Origin of the sequence: Bacillus sp. GC_Bacil_1, from assembly GCF_026540675.1 — a bacterium.
Taxonomy (GTDB): Bacteria; Bacillota; Bacilli; order Bacillales; family Bacillaceae_G; genus Bacillus_A; species Bacillus_A cereus.
Window position 1 is genome coordinate 87,578 of sequence record NZ_JALNUG010000019.1, and the last position, 18,033, is coordinate 105,610.

The following is an 18,033-nucleotide window of genomic DNA, read 5'->3' on the forward strand; positions in this document are numbered from 1 at the left end:
AATCCAGGACAATATTATTTTAATAAAGTAAACATATTTTTGTATAAAAAAACAAAGTATATATTTGTTTTATATACTTTGTTTTGAACTAAATGTATTATATATTCACAATTGCTTCTCTTTTAATAATTCTTTCGTATAGCTCTTCTGATAATTTCAAGAAGTTATCAGGCATATCTTTCCCTTTAAACTTCTTCTGAAGCGTTCCATATAAACCTATATCACGTAAACGTAAAAATAGTGGTATCAATTCATACCAACTATCCGCCAGCCTGTGCTCATACTCATATCCTTTTCGTAACACTTGTAACTGTTTACGAGCAAAATCTGTCTTCTCTTCTGCTGTCCACGGTGTAAATAGAACAGAGTAGTATAGAACCATCGCTAAATCATGTATAAAGTAATTATAAGCTGCATCGTCAAAATCAAAGATTGTAAGCTCTTTTCCATCATAATGGAAATTACCTTGATGGATATCACCGTGCATAAGACCGAACGTTTCTCTTTCAACTGGAAGAGCCTTAATTTCATCCATTAATACCGCTGCAATCTCTTTCACTTGACCATCTTCTAATTCATTAACAATTCCACTTTCGTCTTCTTCCCACGTTTCACGGTAGTCTGTTTTAGGATAATCCATTGTAAGGCGATGCAGTTGCCCAATCGCTTTTCCCCACGCTTCAAAATAAGCATCTCCCCAATAAGGCGATTCTGCTCCTTTTACTGGCTCACCTTTTGCATATGTAAATAAAGAAGCGAAAAAGAAAGTCCCATCCTCTGCTGCGATTTCTTCTACGAGATTTCGAGACGTTGAATAAAGAGGTCCTGCTACCTTTGCCCCATTCTCCGCAACATATCGTAAAAAATCTAGTTCAGCCTCTACCTCTTGTTTAGAACGATGAGAAGAATGTGTTAAACGTAATACGTAATGTTCATCATTATCACCCTTCGCCTTAAAAATATAATTCTCAAAATCTCCAAGTGGCTTTTCTTCTACTGTTACATGAAACAAATTCGCTGCTCTTTTTAAAATCTCTTTCGTAAAAACACGTTCTACAGCTATTTCCATATATATCCCTCCTATATATCTTCTTAATTCGACACAAATGTTAGAAGTACTGCTATGAAATTGAATAATGCACAAAAGACAATGTAACGTAACCTTCAATCCTCTTTTTTTAAAAATAATTCAAGCATAAATTTCTCACAAACAACAAAAATTAACAGAAACAATTGCACTTTAAGAGAGGTGGAAATTATGACAGAGCAAAAAGAACAACAAGAGAGTAAAAACCAAAAGCATATGTTTCCATCACTTCCGGAGAACATTAATTACATTGAAAATAAACTTTCTCATTCTGATGATATAAAAAAATTAGATCTCCCTTTTCAAAACGGAAAAGGAACAATCTTATATATCGAATCTTTAGCAGATCCAAATCTAATTCATCAGTTAGTCCTTGAGCCATTATTAACGCGATCAGATTTATCTTTAGATAAAGCTTTTTCTACGTTAAATATGAAAAAAGAAACGAATTTAAATTATGGGATACAACTTTTATTACAAGGTAAATCCTTATATTTTCATGAACACGTCGACAGTTTTTGTATTTTCGAAACAGCCTTATCTTTAAAGAGAGATATAGCAGAGCCTGATAATGAAGGAGTTGTGCGCGGTCCACATACTGGTTTTGTAGAGGATCTAGCAACTAATTTAACCTCTATTCGTAAACTCATTAAGAGTCCAAATTTAGTTGTTAAGTATTTTACACTCGGTGAAGAAATGCACACGAAAGTGGCAATTACTTATATGCAAAATATAGCGAATGACGATTTAGTTATAGAAGTGAAAAGAAGATTGGAAACCATTAAAACGGATGCACTTATGCCACCAGGATACATACAAGAATTTATAGAGGATACGTCTTTCTCCCCATTTCCGCAGCAATTAAATACAGAGCGTCCAGATAGAACTGTTGCTAATTTAATGGAAGGGCGTGTTGCTATTTTATCTGACGGAGATCCAACAGCACTCATCGTACCGGTTACGTTATTCGCTTTTTATCAATCACCAGATGATTATAATAACCGTTGGATTGTCGGTTCTTTCGTCCGAATGATTCGCTTAGTAAGTTTTTTAATTGCCTTTCTCTTACCAGCTTTATATATTGCAACTGTCGCTTTTCATCCTGATGTGTTACCGCTCGAACTTGTGTATACGATTAAAGCTTCATTAGAGAAAGTACCGCTTCCTCCTATTTTTGAAGCTCTCTTAATGGAGTTAATTTTCGAGTTATTACGAGAAGCTGGTATTCGCTTGCCGAGCCGCGTTGGACAAACAATCGGTATTGTAGGTGGTTTAGTAATTGGGGATGCAATTGTAAAAGCTGGACTCGTTTCTTACACAATGATCATCGTTGTAGCTTTAACTGCAATCTCATCTTTTCTCGTTCCATCAAACGATATGAGTTCAGCAGTTCGGATTCTTCGTTTTCCATTAATGCTCCTTGCTGCCATATTCGGATATGTAGGAATATCATTCGGTCTCATTATAACTTTCGTTCACTTATGTCAGCTTCATTCATTTCATACACCATATCTTTCTCCTGTTGCCCCGATGCGGATTAAAGATATGAAAGATTCTTTCATAAGACTACCAATTTGGTCATTTTGGGAAAGACCACATGATCCAAAACCGAAAAAAATGCAGCGCCAACCTGTAACGAGAGAGGATGAGGACGGTGACAAACACGCAAAGTAAAATTTCACTTGTTCAATTTACCTTTTTCGTTATTCAATGCCAAATTGGGGTCGGTATACTATCTCTACCTAACCGGCTTCATCCGATAGCAAAAGGTGGTGGTTGGATTTCTGCGCTCATCGCGGGGCTTGCCATTCAACTTATTATTTTACTTATGTGGCTTTTCTTAAAACGATTTCCTGATGCAGATATGTATAAAAGTGTTTGTATGCTATTTGGTAATAAGTTAGGAAAACTATTGGGCTTTTCTTATGTTTTTTATTTTACCCTTATCGGTATGACGGTTATGTTGAATGCTTGTAACGTCATTAAAGTATGGGTTTTACACGCAACTCCGTGGTCTGCAATTCTCATATTATGTACAGTAGCTTGTTGTTATGTAGCTTATAACACATTTAAAGTCATCGTACGATTTTATGTCATGGCCTCTATTCTCATTATTCCAATGGCCCTTTTAATTGCCCTAGGGCTTTCACGAGCTGATTTCTCTTATATTTTTCCTATTACAGAAGCCGGATGGTGGAATATAATTCAAGCATCCAAGGAAACAATTACAGCCATGTATGGTTTTGAAATTATTCTTATCGCTTTCCCAAAAGTAAATGGGAGTTCTATTGCAAAACTGAAGGCCATTTCTATCGCCAATGGATTTGTAACTCTTTTTTATACTTTTACCGTTTGGATTTGCTTTATCGTATTTAGTCCAAAGCAAATTGAGCTTATTCCAGAGCCAGTTGCTTACTTATTACGCTCCTTGCATATTGGAATTATAGATCGAACGGACCTAATCTTCATCCCAATTTGGATGATAACAGTTGTCGCTTCTATTGCTAGTTATTACTGCGCTGCTTCAATCGGAATTGGACATATATTCAACCTTGCTAATCATAAAAAGGCTGTTCCAATCGTTGGTATTATTGCTTTTAGTGTAGCCTTATTTATAGATACACCTGAAGAATTAAAAGTAATTTCAACTTTCACTGATAAGTTCACCTATATTTTCATAGTTGTCCTTCCTCTTTTATTTCTACTTTATTCTGTGATACGAAATAAGAAAGGAGAACAGTATGTTCAAAAAAAGAGTTAAATTACTTTTAATATTATGTGCTAGTTCCCTCCTTTCTGGCTGTTGGGATCAAGAACCATTAAGGGAGGCAAGTTTAGCTTATAGCGTTGGAGCTGATATTACGGAAGAGAATAAACTCCAGCAAACAATCGAGCTCGTAAAAAGTTCAAGCGGAGAGCAATCTTCATTTGAGAATGAAATATATTCAGCAACCGGGCATAACATAATGGATACAGGCGATGCCCTAAAAAAAAATGTGACTGGGAATATTCGCTATTTTAAATATGGTGTTCAATTACTCGGAACCAAAATTCTAAAAAAGGGTATACTCCCCTATTTAGATGTCAGCTTTCGAGATCCAACAAACCCAACTGCTTTAGTAAAACTTATTGCAGTAGATGGTGAAACATCGGAGATACTCGAAAAAAAGAAAATAGGAAATTTACTAATTGGAGATTTTCTAAAGAAAAAAGTGAAAAGCTTAGAAGATATGAGTGTATTTCCAAAAGAAACTTTAGAAACAGCTGCTACAAAAATGTTAGATCCCGGTAAAGACTTTACCCTTCCTTCTATAAAAATAAAAGGAAAAGAAGTAGTTACAAACGGGTTAGCTTTATTTAACAATGATAAATTAACTGGGCATTTACCTTTGAAACAATCTGTTTTATTCGTGTTATTAACCGGAAAAATGGGAACAAGTGCCCGTATAACCCAAAAACTGACTAGTGATGAATCTGAGAAGACATCTGATTATTTAACAATGGAAATTAGTAATCGAAAATTAAAACGCGACTTAAAAATAACAACAGATAAAAAAGGAAATGTTTATGCTCACATTAAGCTCCAATTAAAAGTTATAGCACTTGAATCTCCAAGAGATAATATGTATACAATGGACGATAGAGAAAAACTAAATAAAGAACTTTCTAAACAACTCACGAAAGAAGCGAAAAAAATAACACGAAAACTACAAAAAGCAAATTGTGATGCTTTCGGTATTGGAAGACATCTTATCGCTTATCATCCTAACTTATGGAAGAAAAAAAATTGGAATAAAGATTATGCAAAAGTAAAATTCAAACCTGAAGTAGAAGTAAGCATTTTGTATAGTGGTGTCTTAAAATAAAAAGGTTGTATGCCGCTCGGGCATACAACCTTTTTATTTCGTATATCGATACACAATTGATTCATATGGTCTTAAGTTAAGTTTTGCAATATCCTTGCTGGCATCTTTATAATTCGAAAGTAGTACTTCTTGTTTCATTCCATCTAACTGAACGTGCGCTGGTACTGAATACGTTATTTCTTCTCCATAGAAGTTATTTATAACAAGTAGTACTTCACTTTCTGTAGTACGAGTATATGCCCAAATTTTAGGATCATTTTTATCCAAAATAGCATATTCTCCTTCTGTAATTACATCATACGTTTTTCTAAGCTCTATTAACTTTTTATAATGATAAAATACGGACTCTTTATCTTCTAATGCTTTCTCTACGTTTATTTCTTTAAAATTTTCAGCCGCTGAAATCCAAGGTGTACTTGTTGTAAAACCACTGTTCATCTCTTCATTCCACTGCATCGGAGTGCGAGAGTTGTCACGAGATTTTTGCTTTAAAATCCCTATAATCTCTTCTTTTGATAGCCCTTCTTTTAGCTTTATATCGTATATATTTAACGATTCTACATCACGATATTGCTCGATGGACTCAAATTTAGGATTCGTCATACCGATTTCTTCCCCTTGATAAATATAAGGCGTTCCTTGCAGCATGTGCATGGCTGTCGCTAACATTTTTGCAGATTCGTTTCGGTACTTTCCATCATCACCAAAGCGTGACACGATGCGAGGCTGGTCATGATTACACCAAAATAACGCATTCCATCCTCCGCCCTTTTGCATTTCAATTTGCCAGTTAGACATAATCTCTTTTAATTTAATAAAATCAAACTCTGCTTTCGTCCACTTATCACCATTCGGATAATCTACTTTTAAATGATGGAAACTAAACGTCATGCTTAATTCATTACGCTCAGGATTAGAATATTTAATACAATTATCAATTGTCGTAGATGACATTTCTCCAACTGTAATGACATCTTTTCCTGCAAAAACATTTCGGTTCATCTCTTGTAAATATTCATGAACACGCGGACCATCTGTATAATACTTGCGTCCATCACTTGTCGCAGTACTACCTTCATCGTTTAAAAAGCATTGGTCTTTTGAAATTAAGTTAATGACATCTAATCGGAATCCTGTTACCCCTTTATCCAGCCAAAAACGCATCATATCATATACTTCTTCACGAAGTTTTTCATTTTCCCAATTTAAATCAGCTTGTGTTTCATCAAATAAATGTAAATAATATTGCTCCGTCTTCTCCTCATATTTCCAAGCAGATCCACCAAACTTAGACTGCCAATTATTTTTTTCATCACGCCAAATATAGTAATTACGATATGGACTATTTTTATCTTCCTTCGCTTCTTTAAACCACTTATGTTCAGTCGAACTATGATTTACAACAATATCAAGCATAATCTCAATGTTACGTACTTTCGCTTCTGCTAAAAGTTCTTCAAACTCTTCCATCGTTCCGTAAGATGGATCAATGCTGTAGTAATCACTTACATCATATCCATTATCATTTTGTGGTGATTGGTATATCGGTGTTAACCATATATAATCCACTCCGAGTTCTTTTAAATAATCTAGTTTCTCTGTAACCCCTTTTATATCACCGGTTCCTCTATTGTAATAACTATTAAAGCTCTTCGGATAAATTTGATAGACTACACTTTTATGCCAATCCTTCATGTTTAACTTCCTCCTACTTCTGTTTGACTCTTTTTGCAAATAACCATGTTAAAGTAAATGGGATTACAACTGCAATAATCATTCCTACAATAAACATTGGAATCGATTTCGGAATGATAGAAATAAATGCTGGCAATCCGCCAATTCCGATAGCAGGTGCTAATACACCATTTAATGTAATGAATATCGCTGCCACAGCAGACCCTATAATCGCTGCATAGAACGGGAACTTATTTCGTAAATTCACACCAAACATCGCTGGTTCTGTAATACCGAAGTATGCTGAAATGGCTGATGTTGATGCCATACTTTTATCATTTTGATTTTTAGAAATCCAGAACATCGCAAGTGCCGCACTACCTTGCGCAATGTTAGAAAGAGCGATCATCGGCCAAATAAATGTACCGCCATGTTGTGCAATCAATTGTAAATCAATTGCAATAAACATATGATGCATACCTGTAATTACAAGCGGTGCATATAACGCTCCAAATAATACTGCTCCAACTACTGGTACTGTTTCATATACACCTACTAATCCTACTGTTAATAAATCTCCAATATGACGTGTAACCGGACCGATAATTCCTAGTGCTAACACACCTGTCACAACGATTGTTGTAATTGGTACAACTAATAATTGAATTGCATTTGGTACATGTTTCTTTAAGAAAATTTCCACTTTACTTAATACAAATGCTGCTACTAAAACAGGTAAAATTTGTCCTTGATATCCTACCTTCTCAATTTGGAATAGTCCTAAAATATTGAAGTACTCAATCTTTTGACCCTCTAAACCAGTCGCTGCTTTTCCATAGTCCCAAGCGTTTAATAAGGCCGGGTGCACAAGCATTAATCCCATAACAATCCCTAGTATTGGACTACCACCAAAACGCTTCGTTGCTGACCACCCGACAAGTGCTGGTAAGAATACGAATGCTGTATTGGCCATCATATTAATTAAATCCCAAAGCCCACCTAAGTTCGGATAAACATCTAATAAATTTTTCCCATCAAAAAATAAGTCCTTTGCCCCTAATAGATTGTTAATACCCATTAGTAAACCAGCCGTTACGATCGCTGGTAATATAGGCATAAATACATCCGAAAATATTTTTACAAACTTTTGAGCTGGATTTAACTTCTGATTTCCAGAGTCTTTTACGTCAGCTACAGTCGATTCTTTCATACCTGCAAGCGTTATCAATTCAGCGTAAACACGATCTACATCCCCTGGACCAATTACAACTTGAAATATACCAGCGTTATGAAACGCTCCTTTCACTAATGAAACAGACTGTAATTTATCATTATCTATTTTACTTTCATCTTTTAAAGCGATACGGAGCCTCGTCACACAATGTGCAGCTTGTTCAATATTGTCTTTCCCACCAATATACTGCAACACTTCCTCTGCTGTTTTACGATAGTCTTTCCCCATATTCCCGTCCCTCTTTTCTTTTTTTGATACCGTTTACAATTACATATTAACTCGTATATATAAGTTAGTCAACACTCGTATATACGAGTTCGTGTTTTTTTTTTATAAAAAAAGAGATGAAACAATATTTTGTTCCACCTCTTTACTTCCTGCGTGCCACATCCGAAAAATGAAAAATATCTAAACGGTGGCGTGATTCTGTATATTCGAACTGACTTCCATCATACAAATGTGTAAAGTTTTTCACAACGACAACATAGTCTGTTCCATTTAAATCTAAATACTTTCTGTCATCCTCTGTACATGGCTGTACTTCTATTACCCTCTGCGAATAACTAATATGTAGCCCAAGCTCTTTCTCGATGTATTTATAAATTGATGCTGTTGCAATTTCTTTCGTTAATCCTGGAATAAACTCAGATACAAAATGATTTATATCTAAAATTACTTTTTCTCCATCAATATTTCGTACACGTTTAATATGGTCAATCTCTGTTTTTTCTTTTACATTTAATAATTTCGCAATTTCTTTTGTGGCTTTTTCTTTGTCCATTTCCACAACTTCCGTAATACAATGACGTCCTAAACGTTCATTTTCTTCTTGGAAACTTACAATACCGCCAAAATTAAATTCAATATTTTTTCGCTTTAAAACAAAAACACCTTTTCCATGAATTTTTTGCACATATCCACGCTCTTGCAGTAAATCTACAGCTTTTCTTACCGTGCCTCGGCTTGCCTCATACTGCTTCATTAATTCTGTTTCTGATGGAATTTTGCATCCCTCTTTTAATTGTTTATTATCAATAGATTTACTGATTTCTGTATAAATTTGTTCATACTTACTCATCATCTACAATAGCCCCTTGTCACCTTCTAATTCTATATGTATTATAACATGCTTCACTCTTCTGCCAATCTCTCACTTATTTTCCAGTACAAGAAAAATATAGGTAAATATTTAATCTTTAAAACGTATTTTTATAAAAATTTTTATATTTTTCTTTTCATTCAAAAAAACATGTAGTATACTAACTTCAAAATCAGAGGAGAAAGGGAGCAAAGAACTATGCTTACTTATACAACAACTGTAGTTACATTTGCACAAAAACATCATCATCATACGTAACCCTTGAAACCTAGCGGAAAAATTACGCGTAGGTACAAGGGTTATTCCCGTTGTACCTACGTTAGGCAAAGAGCCATGTAGGTATTTTTTATCTACATGGCTCTTTTTTTATTGTCAAAAAGCTAGTAAAAAATGATGTTCAAGCAAAACTTACTACAAAGGAGTTAACAAAAATGGAAACGAAAAAATGGGGATTATGGGTTTTAACAGCATTTGTTATCGGGAATATGGTTGGCGGTGGCGTATTTATGCTTCCAGCAAATTTAGCACAAGTATCAGGTCCGATGGGTTCTACACTCGCATGGAGTATTACAGGACTTGGCGTATTTATGATTGCACTTGTATTTGGAAATTTAGCGATTCGGAAACCAGAATTAAAAGCTGGACCACAAAGCTATGCTCAAGCTATGTTTCCTTCAAAAAAAGCTGGTAAAGTTGCAGGATATAGTATGGCATGGGGATATTGGGCTGCTAACTGGGCTGCAACAGCATCTGTTATTATTTCCTTTGCTGGATATTTATCAACATTCTTTCCAGTTTTACAAAGTAAGCAAATTCTTTTTTCAATAAATGGATTTTCACTGGAACTCGGAAAAGGATTAACTTTCCTCGTATGTAGCCTTATGCTGTGGGGAATTCAATATATTCTTTCTCAAAATATTGATCGAGCTGGAAACATGAATCTACTTGCTACCATTGCAAAAATTATCGGATTTACAATGTTTATTGTAATTACATTATTCATTTTCAATGCCTCTAATTTCGGAGACGGTCAAACCTTTATGAATGAAGCAGGACAATCCATCTCGTTAGGGGGACAAATCAATTCAGCTGCTATTGCAACACTCTGGGCATTTATCGGTATTGAATCAGCAGTTATGCTTTCTAATCGTGCAAAATCACAGCGCGATGTAAAAAAAGCTACGATTTTCGGATTAATTATCGCTCTTCTTATTTACATGTCAATTACTTTACTTACAATGGGAGCTCTTCCGCAAGATGCTTTAAAAGAGTCTCAAAAACCATTAGTAGACGCATTAAATTTAGCAATTGGAAATAAAGGCGCATATATCATGGCTTTACTCGCTCTTATATCTTTATTTGGATCTACAGTTGGCTGGATTGTTGTTAGTTCAGAAGTACCTTACCAGGCAGCAAAGAATGGACTTTTCCCTAAGTTTTTCGGGAAAACAAATAAAAAAGGTAGTCCTTCAAAATCATTATTGATTACAAATGTAATGACGCAAATCTTCTTATTTTCAACGATTTCTGGTACTGTTTCAGAAGCGTATAGTTTCGCTATCGTCGTAGCAACATTAGCCTATTTAATTCCATACCTTGTTTCTACTCTGTACCAATTCAAACTGGTTATTACAGGAGAAACGTATGATATAATGCCTGGTTCTCGAATAAAGGACGGAATCATCACTACATTAGCATTTATATACTCAATTTGGGTTATCAAAACAGGAACTGCTGACTTAAAAACGTTCTTCTTAGGAATTGGATTGTTCGTATTAGGTCTTATTCTTTATCCTGTACTAATGAAAGACTCACAAAAAACGGATTAAATAAAGAGAAGCTGCTGGCTTCTCTTTTTTATTAAAAATCTGTAATTAACTTTTCTTTTAGCTCTCCTACAGATAAAGGTTTCGCATAATAAAATCCCTGTACATAATCACAGCTCATTGATTGTAACAAACTCTCTTGCTCTACTGTTTCTACCCCTTCAGCAACTACTGCTAAATTTAAACTATGAGCAATTTCAATAACGGATTTTACAATCGTTCGTTCTGGTTGTGCATGATCATAATGAAATTCACGAATAAAATTACGATCAATTTTTACAATATCCAGTGGTAGTTGTTTTAAATAATATAAGGAAGAATAGCCAGTTCCGAAATCATCCAAAGCAATTAAAACACCCATATTTCTTAATTCTTGTAATGTAGCAATAATATAATCAAAATGGCGAACTGCAATGCTTTCCGTTATTTCTAATATTAAACGGTTCGGAGGAAAACCAGTTCTCTTTAAAATGCTACGTACAGACAAAATAAAACGCTTCTGCATTAATTGTTGTATAGATAAATTCACAGATAACTTTAGTCCTTCTTGATAATTTGGCAAAGTTTTAAACAATCGGCATGACTTTTCTAATACCCAGTCTCCTAGCTTTATAATAAGTCCAGACTCTTCAGCAACAGGGATAAATTCGCTTGGTGAAATAGGTCCGTCTTCTGTCATACAACGTACTAGAGCTTCTATACCAGAATATCTCTTCGTTTTCAAATCAATAATAGGCTGCAATGCTACATCTAACTCTTCATCACGAATTGCCTTTTGCAAAGCAAACTCAACTTTCATTCTACGATTTATTTTCGCGCGTAGCTCATCTGTAAAGAAACACGCAGCGTTTCTCCCCTGTTCTTTTGCACTATACATAGCTAAGTCAGAGTTTTTCAATAAAGTTTCCACATCTTGTCCGTCTTGTGGATAAGAACAAAGTCCTAGACTAGCTGAAATGTATACTTCATGGCCTTCCAGCATAAATGGTGCCTGAAAACATGACAACACAGATGTCGCTAACTGACTCATATCATCTTGTCTATGATTTTTTGTTAACAGCACAAATTCGTCGCCACCTAGCCTAGCCAGAACATCTTTCTCTCCTAGTACATAATGCAACCGTGAAGCAACTTCGCTTAAAAGTAAATCCCCTATCATATGACCTAACGTATCATTTACTAATTTAAAACGGTCCAAATCAAAGTAAATCATACCAAATTCTTTTTTATCTGCAATCAATTTATTAACGGTCGTTATTAATTGTAAACGGTTAGGCAAACTCGTTAAAGCATCATGATAGGCAAGTTCCCTATAACGACTTTCACTTAGCCGCAATCTATGTTCCGCTTCTTTTCTACTACTAATATCATTTCGAATTGCGATAAACTGGTATGGCTCTCCTTTTTCATTTAAAAATGGAACAATTGTTGTTTTGACCCAATAATATGTACCATCTTTTGCTCGATTCCGAATCTCACCTGTCCATACTTTCCCATTCAAAATACGTTTCCATAAGTCTTGAAAAAAGGTTTTTGGATGATGTCCTGAATTTAAAATACGGTGATCTTTTCCAATTAATTCTTCTCTTTTGTATTTAGAGATTTCACAAAATTTATCATTTACATATGTAATAAGACCTTTTCGATCTGTAATTGCAACAATTGAAGACTCATCTAATGCTAACTTTAAATCTCGCAATGAAGAGTCATATAATGCATGACCTCTCTGTTCTAGCATCCGCATCTCTCCTTGCTTCTATCTGACTAAAACACAACCTGTTTCTCTTCATAGAAATAGAGATATTTCATTTTCTAACACTAGCCCATTACATAAATTATCTTTTTAAATAGACCGATTAAAATAACATAATATTATTTGTAATAAAAAGCAATATTATACCGTTCCAATTATAACTAGTAGCTTCTCATCTCCCTAATTATTTCGCGCCTTATTATACTGCAATCCCTTTAAGTGGCTCTATGCAAGCCTTATTTCCAACTAATACCACTCACATCTGATCTCTTTGTTTTTAATAACGAAATAGAAATTAGAACATACTACATAACTATTCACGAATAATAATATAAAACTCTACATCAATGTATATGTTTTTGAATTACAATAACAAAATATTAACATATTTTCACCTTAATTTTGGAAGTATTTTATAAATAAATACCGTATTAAACAAAAAAAGAGGATGGCCTCTTTTTTTGTTTAATACGAATATGGTATTTGCTGATAACCTGGGTATGGCATTGGATACGTTACAGGGTATGGTGATGGATAAGCTACTGGATATGGAGCCGGATAATATCCTCCACTTGTTGCACCTGTCAACGCACCCGCTGTCAGTCCGCCTAACACTCCTCCTGCAAAGCTTCCAGGGAAAAATCCGCCTCCCCATGAACTACCACCACCCCAGCCCCATCCGCCTCCGTGATGATGATGGTGATCATAGTGATTGTGTCCTCCATGGTGATGATGTCCGCCGTTATGATTATGCCCACCATGATTGTGTCCTCCATGATGATTCCGATAGTACAATCCATTATTTTCTATATAATTCATGTTTCTCCGCTCCTTTTCGATTTTTTCATTTTCATATGCGTTAAGAGTGAGATAAAAAATGGGATAGTACACTGTATGTAGGACAAATGCGGAAAGTATAGGTGAAATGTCTATATTTTGTAAAAAAAGCAAAACACCTTATAATAAAGATGTCATATTACATCTTCTATTTAAGAAGTCTATATTGAAAAAAGATTAGGGGAATTATATAGAAATGAAGAAGCCTATCGTTCAATTACTATTAATATTTACAATTGTATCTATCGTTCTGTTCCTATTAAATACATCGTATATCTCGTTATATACATTTGTCGGTGCTCTATGGTCCATCACAATCGTAGGAATTTCATTCGTTATTTTTATAGAAAATAGATCTCCACAAAGTACATTAGCATGGTTTTTAGTATTAGCACTTCTTCCTATTATAGGTGTGCTTTTATACGCTATTTTTGGACGCAGCCGCTGGAGAAGAAAAAAACATCTCCATCGTTCAGAAGAACAAAGAAAATTATTCCGTGAAATATTAGAAGGAAGAAGACTAGAGTTATTACTCACAGTCCCACTAAATGAACGTTCCTTACATTTAACAGAAGTCATACAAAAATTTGGAGGCGGTCCTGCCGCAGATAAAACAACTACAAAACTTTTAACAAACGGAGATCAAACATTTTCAGAAATTTTGCGAGCTATAGAGCAGGCAAACCATCATATACATATTCAATACTACATTTATAAATCTGATGAAATTGGTACAAAAGTTCGAGATGCTTTAATACAAAAAGCAAAAGATGGTGTTATTGTACGCTTCCTTTATGATGGCCTTGGAAGTAATACGTTAAGAAGACGATTTTTACAACCTATGAAAGAAGCTGGGATTGAAATTGTAGAATTTGACCCTATTTTTTCAGCTTGGTTACTTGAAACTGTCAATTATCGTAACCATCGAAAAATTGTTATTGTAGATGGAGAAATTGGTTTTACCGGAGGACTCAATGTCGGTGATGAATATCTTGGCCGTTCAAAGAAATTTCCTGTTTGGCGTGATAGTCATTTAAAAATAGAAGGAAAAGCATTATATAAATTACAAGCAATCTTTCTAGAAGACTGGCTCTATGCCTCTAGTGGTTTAAATACTTATTCCTGGGATCAATTCATGAATAGACAATACTTCCCAGGTAAAGAGATTTCAAATGCAGAAGGTGCTGTTCAAATCGTAGCCAGCGGACCAAGCTCCGATGATAAAAGTATTCGTAATACATTATTAGCTGTTATGGGCTCTGCAAAAAAATCAATTTGGATTGCTACACCCTACTTTATTCCAGATCAAGAAACTTTAACATTATTACGCTTAAGTGCAATTGCCGGAATAGATGTACGGATTTTATATCCAGGTAAAAGTGATAGCATCATTAGTGATCAAGCATCTCAATCCTATTTCACTCCGCTTTTAAAGGCTGGTGCTTCTATTTACAGTTATAAAGATGGTTTTATGCATGCAAAAATTGTACTCGTTGATGATACAATTGCAACTATTGGAACAGCAAACATGGATGTACGTAGCTTTGAATTGAATTACGAAATTATTAGCGTACTTTATGAATCAAAAACAGTTCACGATATTAAACATGATTTTGAAGAAGACTTTAAACATTCAACTGAAATTAAATGGAACTCTTTCCAAAAAAGAAGTATAAAAAAACGCATATTGGAGTCTTTCATGAGGCTCATTTCTCCTTTACTGTAAGCAATCAACTTCATCTTGATTGCTTTTTCTTTTCCCTTTATCCTCCTTCCTTTTCTTTGCATACCATATTAAAACAAGTTATCATAAGATGTATTACTTTATGAAAATAATGTTAGGTGGGAAATACATGTTAGAACAATTTCATATACATTCTGATTTAAAACAACAGCTTTCTACGATTCATGAAAAAAATAAACAAGAAGCTGGTGAAAATGCACATTTAATCGGAACGAAAATATATAAAGCGTCTGATAATAGCATTATTGAAGATGCGATTACAGCACTTCTTCTTGGCAAGAACATTCTATTAAAAGGACCGACTGGTAGTGGTAAAACAGTACTAGCGGAAACTCTTTCTTCTTTATTCCAAAAACCAATGCATAGCATTAACTGCTCTGTCGACTTAGATGTAGAAGGTATTTTAGGATACAACACACTACAAACGAAAGATGGTGCATCTGAAGTTTCATTCGTTAACGGTCCTCTTATGAAAGCAATGAAGAACGGTCACTTCCTATATATTGACGAAATCAATATGGCAAAACCTGAAACTTTACCGCTACTTCACGGCGCATTAGATTACCGTAAAATGATCACAAACCCATTTACACAAGAGGTTGTATACGGTGATGACGAATACCGTGTAATTGCTGCGATTAACGAAGGTTACGTTGGAACAAGTGAACTAAATGAAGCATTAAAAAACCGTTTCGTTATTATTGAAGTTCCTTACATTCAAGGTGACACATTAAAAGAACTATTATTAGCAGAATCAAAATTAAATGATGTTGCAACAATTGAAAAGTTTGTTGCATTTGCAAGCGACCTTATGCCTTTAGCTCGCGATGGACGTGTAAGTGAAGAAGCAGCAAGTATTCGTGGTATTATCGACGCATGTGATTTAGGTGTATATATTCCTGTTATGCGAGCGATTGAACGAAGCATAATTGCAAAACTTAATGATGAAACAGAACAAATGACTGTCCGTGAATTAGCAGAAAGTTATTTCTTTGAGGGATAATTTATGAGACAAATTTTTAGTGACAAAAAAATTGATGCGTCGCTGTTTCTACAAATGGAAAACTTAATGTATGCCCTTCTAAAAGAAGACGATGCCTATCTTGAATATGGCTATAAAGCATACTACGACGAAATTGAAAAGAAAGTTGTCATTAGTCACTTTTGGGATGATCGAAAAGAAGAAGATACAGTAATCGGATTAAAAAGCGAAGTGTTCTTAAAAGCACTTGGTAATAAACATTACTCGGACATGACTTTAATTCGTTCTTATGCAATTGAATTGCAAGAATCGCCCCTAAGAAAGTTTTTAACACAATTATTTGTTCTATTAGAAGATTTACGCGTTGAGGAAATCGTAAAGAACTTACGTCCTGGCACAAAGCATGTTTTTAAACGCCGAAAAGAAATGTACCGCAATTACTTCGGCTCCCAAAATGAAATAAACCGTGTTCGTAATTATCACGCTGATCGTCTATTTTGCCTATGCTATCTTTCATTAACGAGCGATAAATATGAAATGTTTAATAATGAATATTTCGAGCAAATTGAAGCGATTTTACATGAAACATTCCAAGCACGTAATACAGAAGATATTATGTATATCGTTGAGAAAATTCGCTATCGCTTAGAGGCGCTTCTTGAAAGTGATATGCTTAACAACTATTTCGGACATGCTCCACTTTACTTATCTGTTCTTGCAGACGAAAAGAACTGTCGCGTCGAAGATTTAGCAAATGATGATACGCAGCTTATAGATGACGATGAAAATAAAAACAAAATGGATGAAAGTTTCTCCACATGGCATCGTGAAAATAAAAATAACGAAAACGAGAACTTTTTACGCTTTGAATTAGAAAGCGGAACAAAAACAAACATGATGGGCGATACTGCTCGTGAATCAGAAGATGGCGACCAAGCACTTGGTTCTGTACAAGGTACTTCTCAAAAAAGTACACAATCCAACTTTGATGGCGCTGATACAGAAGAAGCAAGGGCTTCACACGCTTCTAGCCAGCACGACGGTGCATATGGGAAGTATAATGTAGGTGCTTCTCATACATTTAAAGAAGCTCGCAAAGTAAATATTGATGAGAAAAAAGATTACCAAGCTATCAAATCAGTCGTCAATAAAGATGTAAAAGAATTAAAGAAAATTATCGAAAAAACGATTGAAAATAAAACGAATGCGAATAGTGATAAATATTACGGAAGACTTCGTAAGAAATTCCTCCGTATTTATACCGAAAAACAACCGCGGATGTTTTATAAAAAAGGACAAGAGTCACAAGAACTCGATGTTGCATTCCAACTGTTAGTTGACTGTTCTGGTTCTATGTATAACAAAATGGAAGAAACGAAGAAGAGTGTTGTACTATTCCATGAAGCTTTAAAATCTTTAAAAATCCCGCACGCTATTAGCGGATTTTGGGAAGATGCCTCTAGCGCTAAACCTGAAGATAAGCCGAACGTTATCCATGAAGTTGTAAATTATAAAAACTCAACGTTACCAAACGTTGGTCCAGAAATTATGCAACTTCGTGAAGAAGAAGATAACCGCGACGGATATATTATTCGTATCGTTTCTGAAAAGCTTGCCAAAAGACCTGAGAAACATAAATTCTTACTAGTCTTCACAGACGGTGAGCCTTCTGCGCTAGACTATCAACAAGACGGAATTTTAGATACGCATGAAGCTGTTAAACTCGCGCGTAAAAGTGGTATGGAAGTAATCGGTATCTTCATCGAAGAAGGCGAAGCGAAAGAAGCAACTTATCAATTGATGAAAAACATTTATAACCATCACTTCTTAGTTGCAAATCACGCTGAAGATTTACGTCTAAAGATTAAACCACTATTGAAAAAGTTATTACTGAAGACGATTGAATAGAAAATAGGAGCCTTGTGGCTCCT

The 18,033-nt window shown here is 34.9% G+C and carries 13 protein-coding genes; 7 read left to right on the top strand and 6 right to left on the bottom strand.

The window, feature by feature from the left end; translation table 11 throughout:
• Positions 1–97: 97 nt before the first annotated feature.
• On the bottom strand, positions 98–1,069 hold the full coding sequence (locus OXT04_RS23980) for a phosphotransferase enzyme family protein (RefSeq protein ID WP_098854735.1): 972 nt from the start codon (positions 1,067–1,069) through the stop codon (positions 98–100).
• 189 nt (positions 1,070–1,258) lie between these two features.
• On the opposite strand from OXT04_RS23980, the gene gerKA reads away from it, so the two are divergent.
• Genes gerKA through OXT04_RS23995 form a run of 3 tightly spaced genes read left to right on the top strand, consistent with a single transcriptional unit; the run spans position 1,259 to position 4,953 of the window.
• Complete coding sequence (gene gerKA, locus OXT04_RS23985; RefSeq protein WP_016513624.1) at positions 1,259–2,761, top strand: spore germination protein GerKA; 1,503 nt, start codon at positions 1,259–1,261, stop codon at positions 2,759–2,761.
• Complete coding sequence (locus tag OXT04_RS23990) at positions 2,742–3,848, top strand: GerAB/ArcD/ProY family transporter (RefSeq protein WP_000185797.1); 1,107 nt, start codon at positions 2,742–2,744, stop codon at positions 3,846–3,848. Before gerKA ends, OXT04_RS23990 begins: the two co-directional genes overlap by 20 nt.
• Entirely contained in the window at positions 3,829–4,953 is a 1,125-nt protein-coding gene (locus tag OXT04_RS23995; protein WP_000474045.1) for a Ger(x)C family spore germination protein, read from the top strand. The genes OXT04_RS23990 and OXT04_RS23995 overlap by 20 nt, the downstream gene beginning before the upstream one ends.
• A gap of 33 nt (positions 4,954–4,986) precedes the next feature.
• On the opposite strand, the gene treC is transcribed toward OXT04_RS23995, so the two are convergent.
• From treC to treR, 3 genes are all read right to left on the bottom strand, one after another.
• Positions 4,987–6,648 (bottom strand): alpha,alpha-phosphotrehalase, encoded by a 1,662-nt coding sequence (gene treC / locus OXT04_RS24000; RefSeq protein WP_098854734.1) that lies wholly within the window; start codon positions 6,646–6,648, stop codon positions 4,987–4,989.
• 13 nt (positions 6,649–6,661) lie between these two features.
• Entirely contained in the window at positions 6,662–8,089 is a 1,428-nt protein-coding gene (gene treP / locus OXT04_RS24005; RefSeq protein ID WP_000513942.1) for a PTS system trehalose-specific EIIBC component, read from the bottom strand.
• Between the two features lie 142 nt (positions 8,090–8,231).
• Entirely contained in the window at positions 8,232–8,942 is a 711-nt protein-coding gene (gene treR, locus OXT04_RS24010) for a trehalose operon repressor (protein ID WP_000987242.1), read from the bottom strand.
• A gap of 449 nt (positions 8,943–9,391) precedes the next feature.
• Between treR and OXT04_RS24015 the strand changes: the two genes are divergently transcribed.
• Positions 9,392–10,789 (top strand): amino acid permease, encoded by a 1,398-nt coding sequence (locus tag OXT04_RS24015; RefSeq protein WP_000448445.1) that lies wholly within the window; start codon positions 9,392–9,394, stop codon positions 10,787–10,789.
• 31 nt (positions 10,790–10,820) lie between these two features.
• Here the strand turns inward: OXT04_RS24015 and OXT04_RS24020 are convergent, their stop codons facing one another.
• Both OXT04_RS24020 and OXT04_RS24025 read right to left on the bottom strand, forming a co-directional pair.
• The gene (locus OXT04_RS24020; RefSeq protein ID WP_000893346.1) at positions 10,821–12,524 is read right to left on the bottom strand and encodes a putative bifunctional diguanylate cyclase/phosphodiesterase; all 1,704 of its coding nucleotides are present in this window, start codon (positions 12,522–12,524) and stop codon (positions 10,821–10,823) included.
• A 480-nt stretch (positions 12,525–13,004) separates the two neighbouring features.
• Positions 13,005–13,358, bottom strand: a complete 354-nt coding sequence (locus tag OXT04_RS24025) for a hypothetical protein (RefSeq protein WP_001106379.1) — start codon at positions 13,356–13,358, stop codon at positions 13,005–13,007.
• A 214-nt stretch (positions 13,359–13,572) separates the two neighbouring features.
• Between OXT04_RS24025 and OXT04_RS24030 the strand changes: the two genes are divergently transcribed.
• The 3 genes from OXT04_RS24030 (at position 13,573) to OXT04_RS24040 (ending at position 18,010) form a co-directional block, all read left to right on the top strand.
• On the top strand, positions 13,573–15,102 hold the full coding sequence (locus tag OXT04_RS24030; RefSeq protein ID WP_267418108.1) for a cardiolipin synthase: 1,530 nt from the start codon (positions 13,573–13,575) through the stop codon (positions 15,100–15,102).
• A gap of 127 nt (positions 15,103–15,229) precedes the next feature.
• Positions 15,230–16,123 (top strand): ATP-binding protein, encoded by an 894-nt coding sequence (locus OXT04_RS24035; protein ID WP_000892988.1) that lies wholly within the window; start codon positions 15,230–15,232, stop codon positions 16,121–16,123.
• 3 nt (positions 16,124–16,126) lie between these two features.
• Entirely contained in the window at positions 16,127–18,010 is a 1,884-nt protein-coding gene (locus OXT04_RS24040) for a vWA domain-containing protein (protein ID WP_001248879.1), read from the top strand.
• Positions 18,011–18,033: the final 23 nt, after the last annotated feature.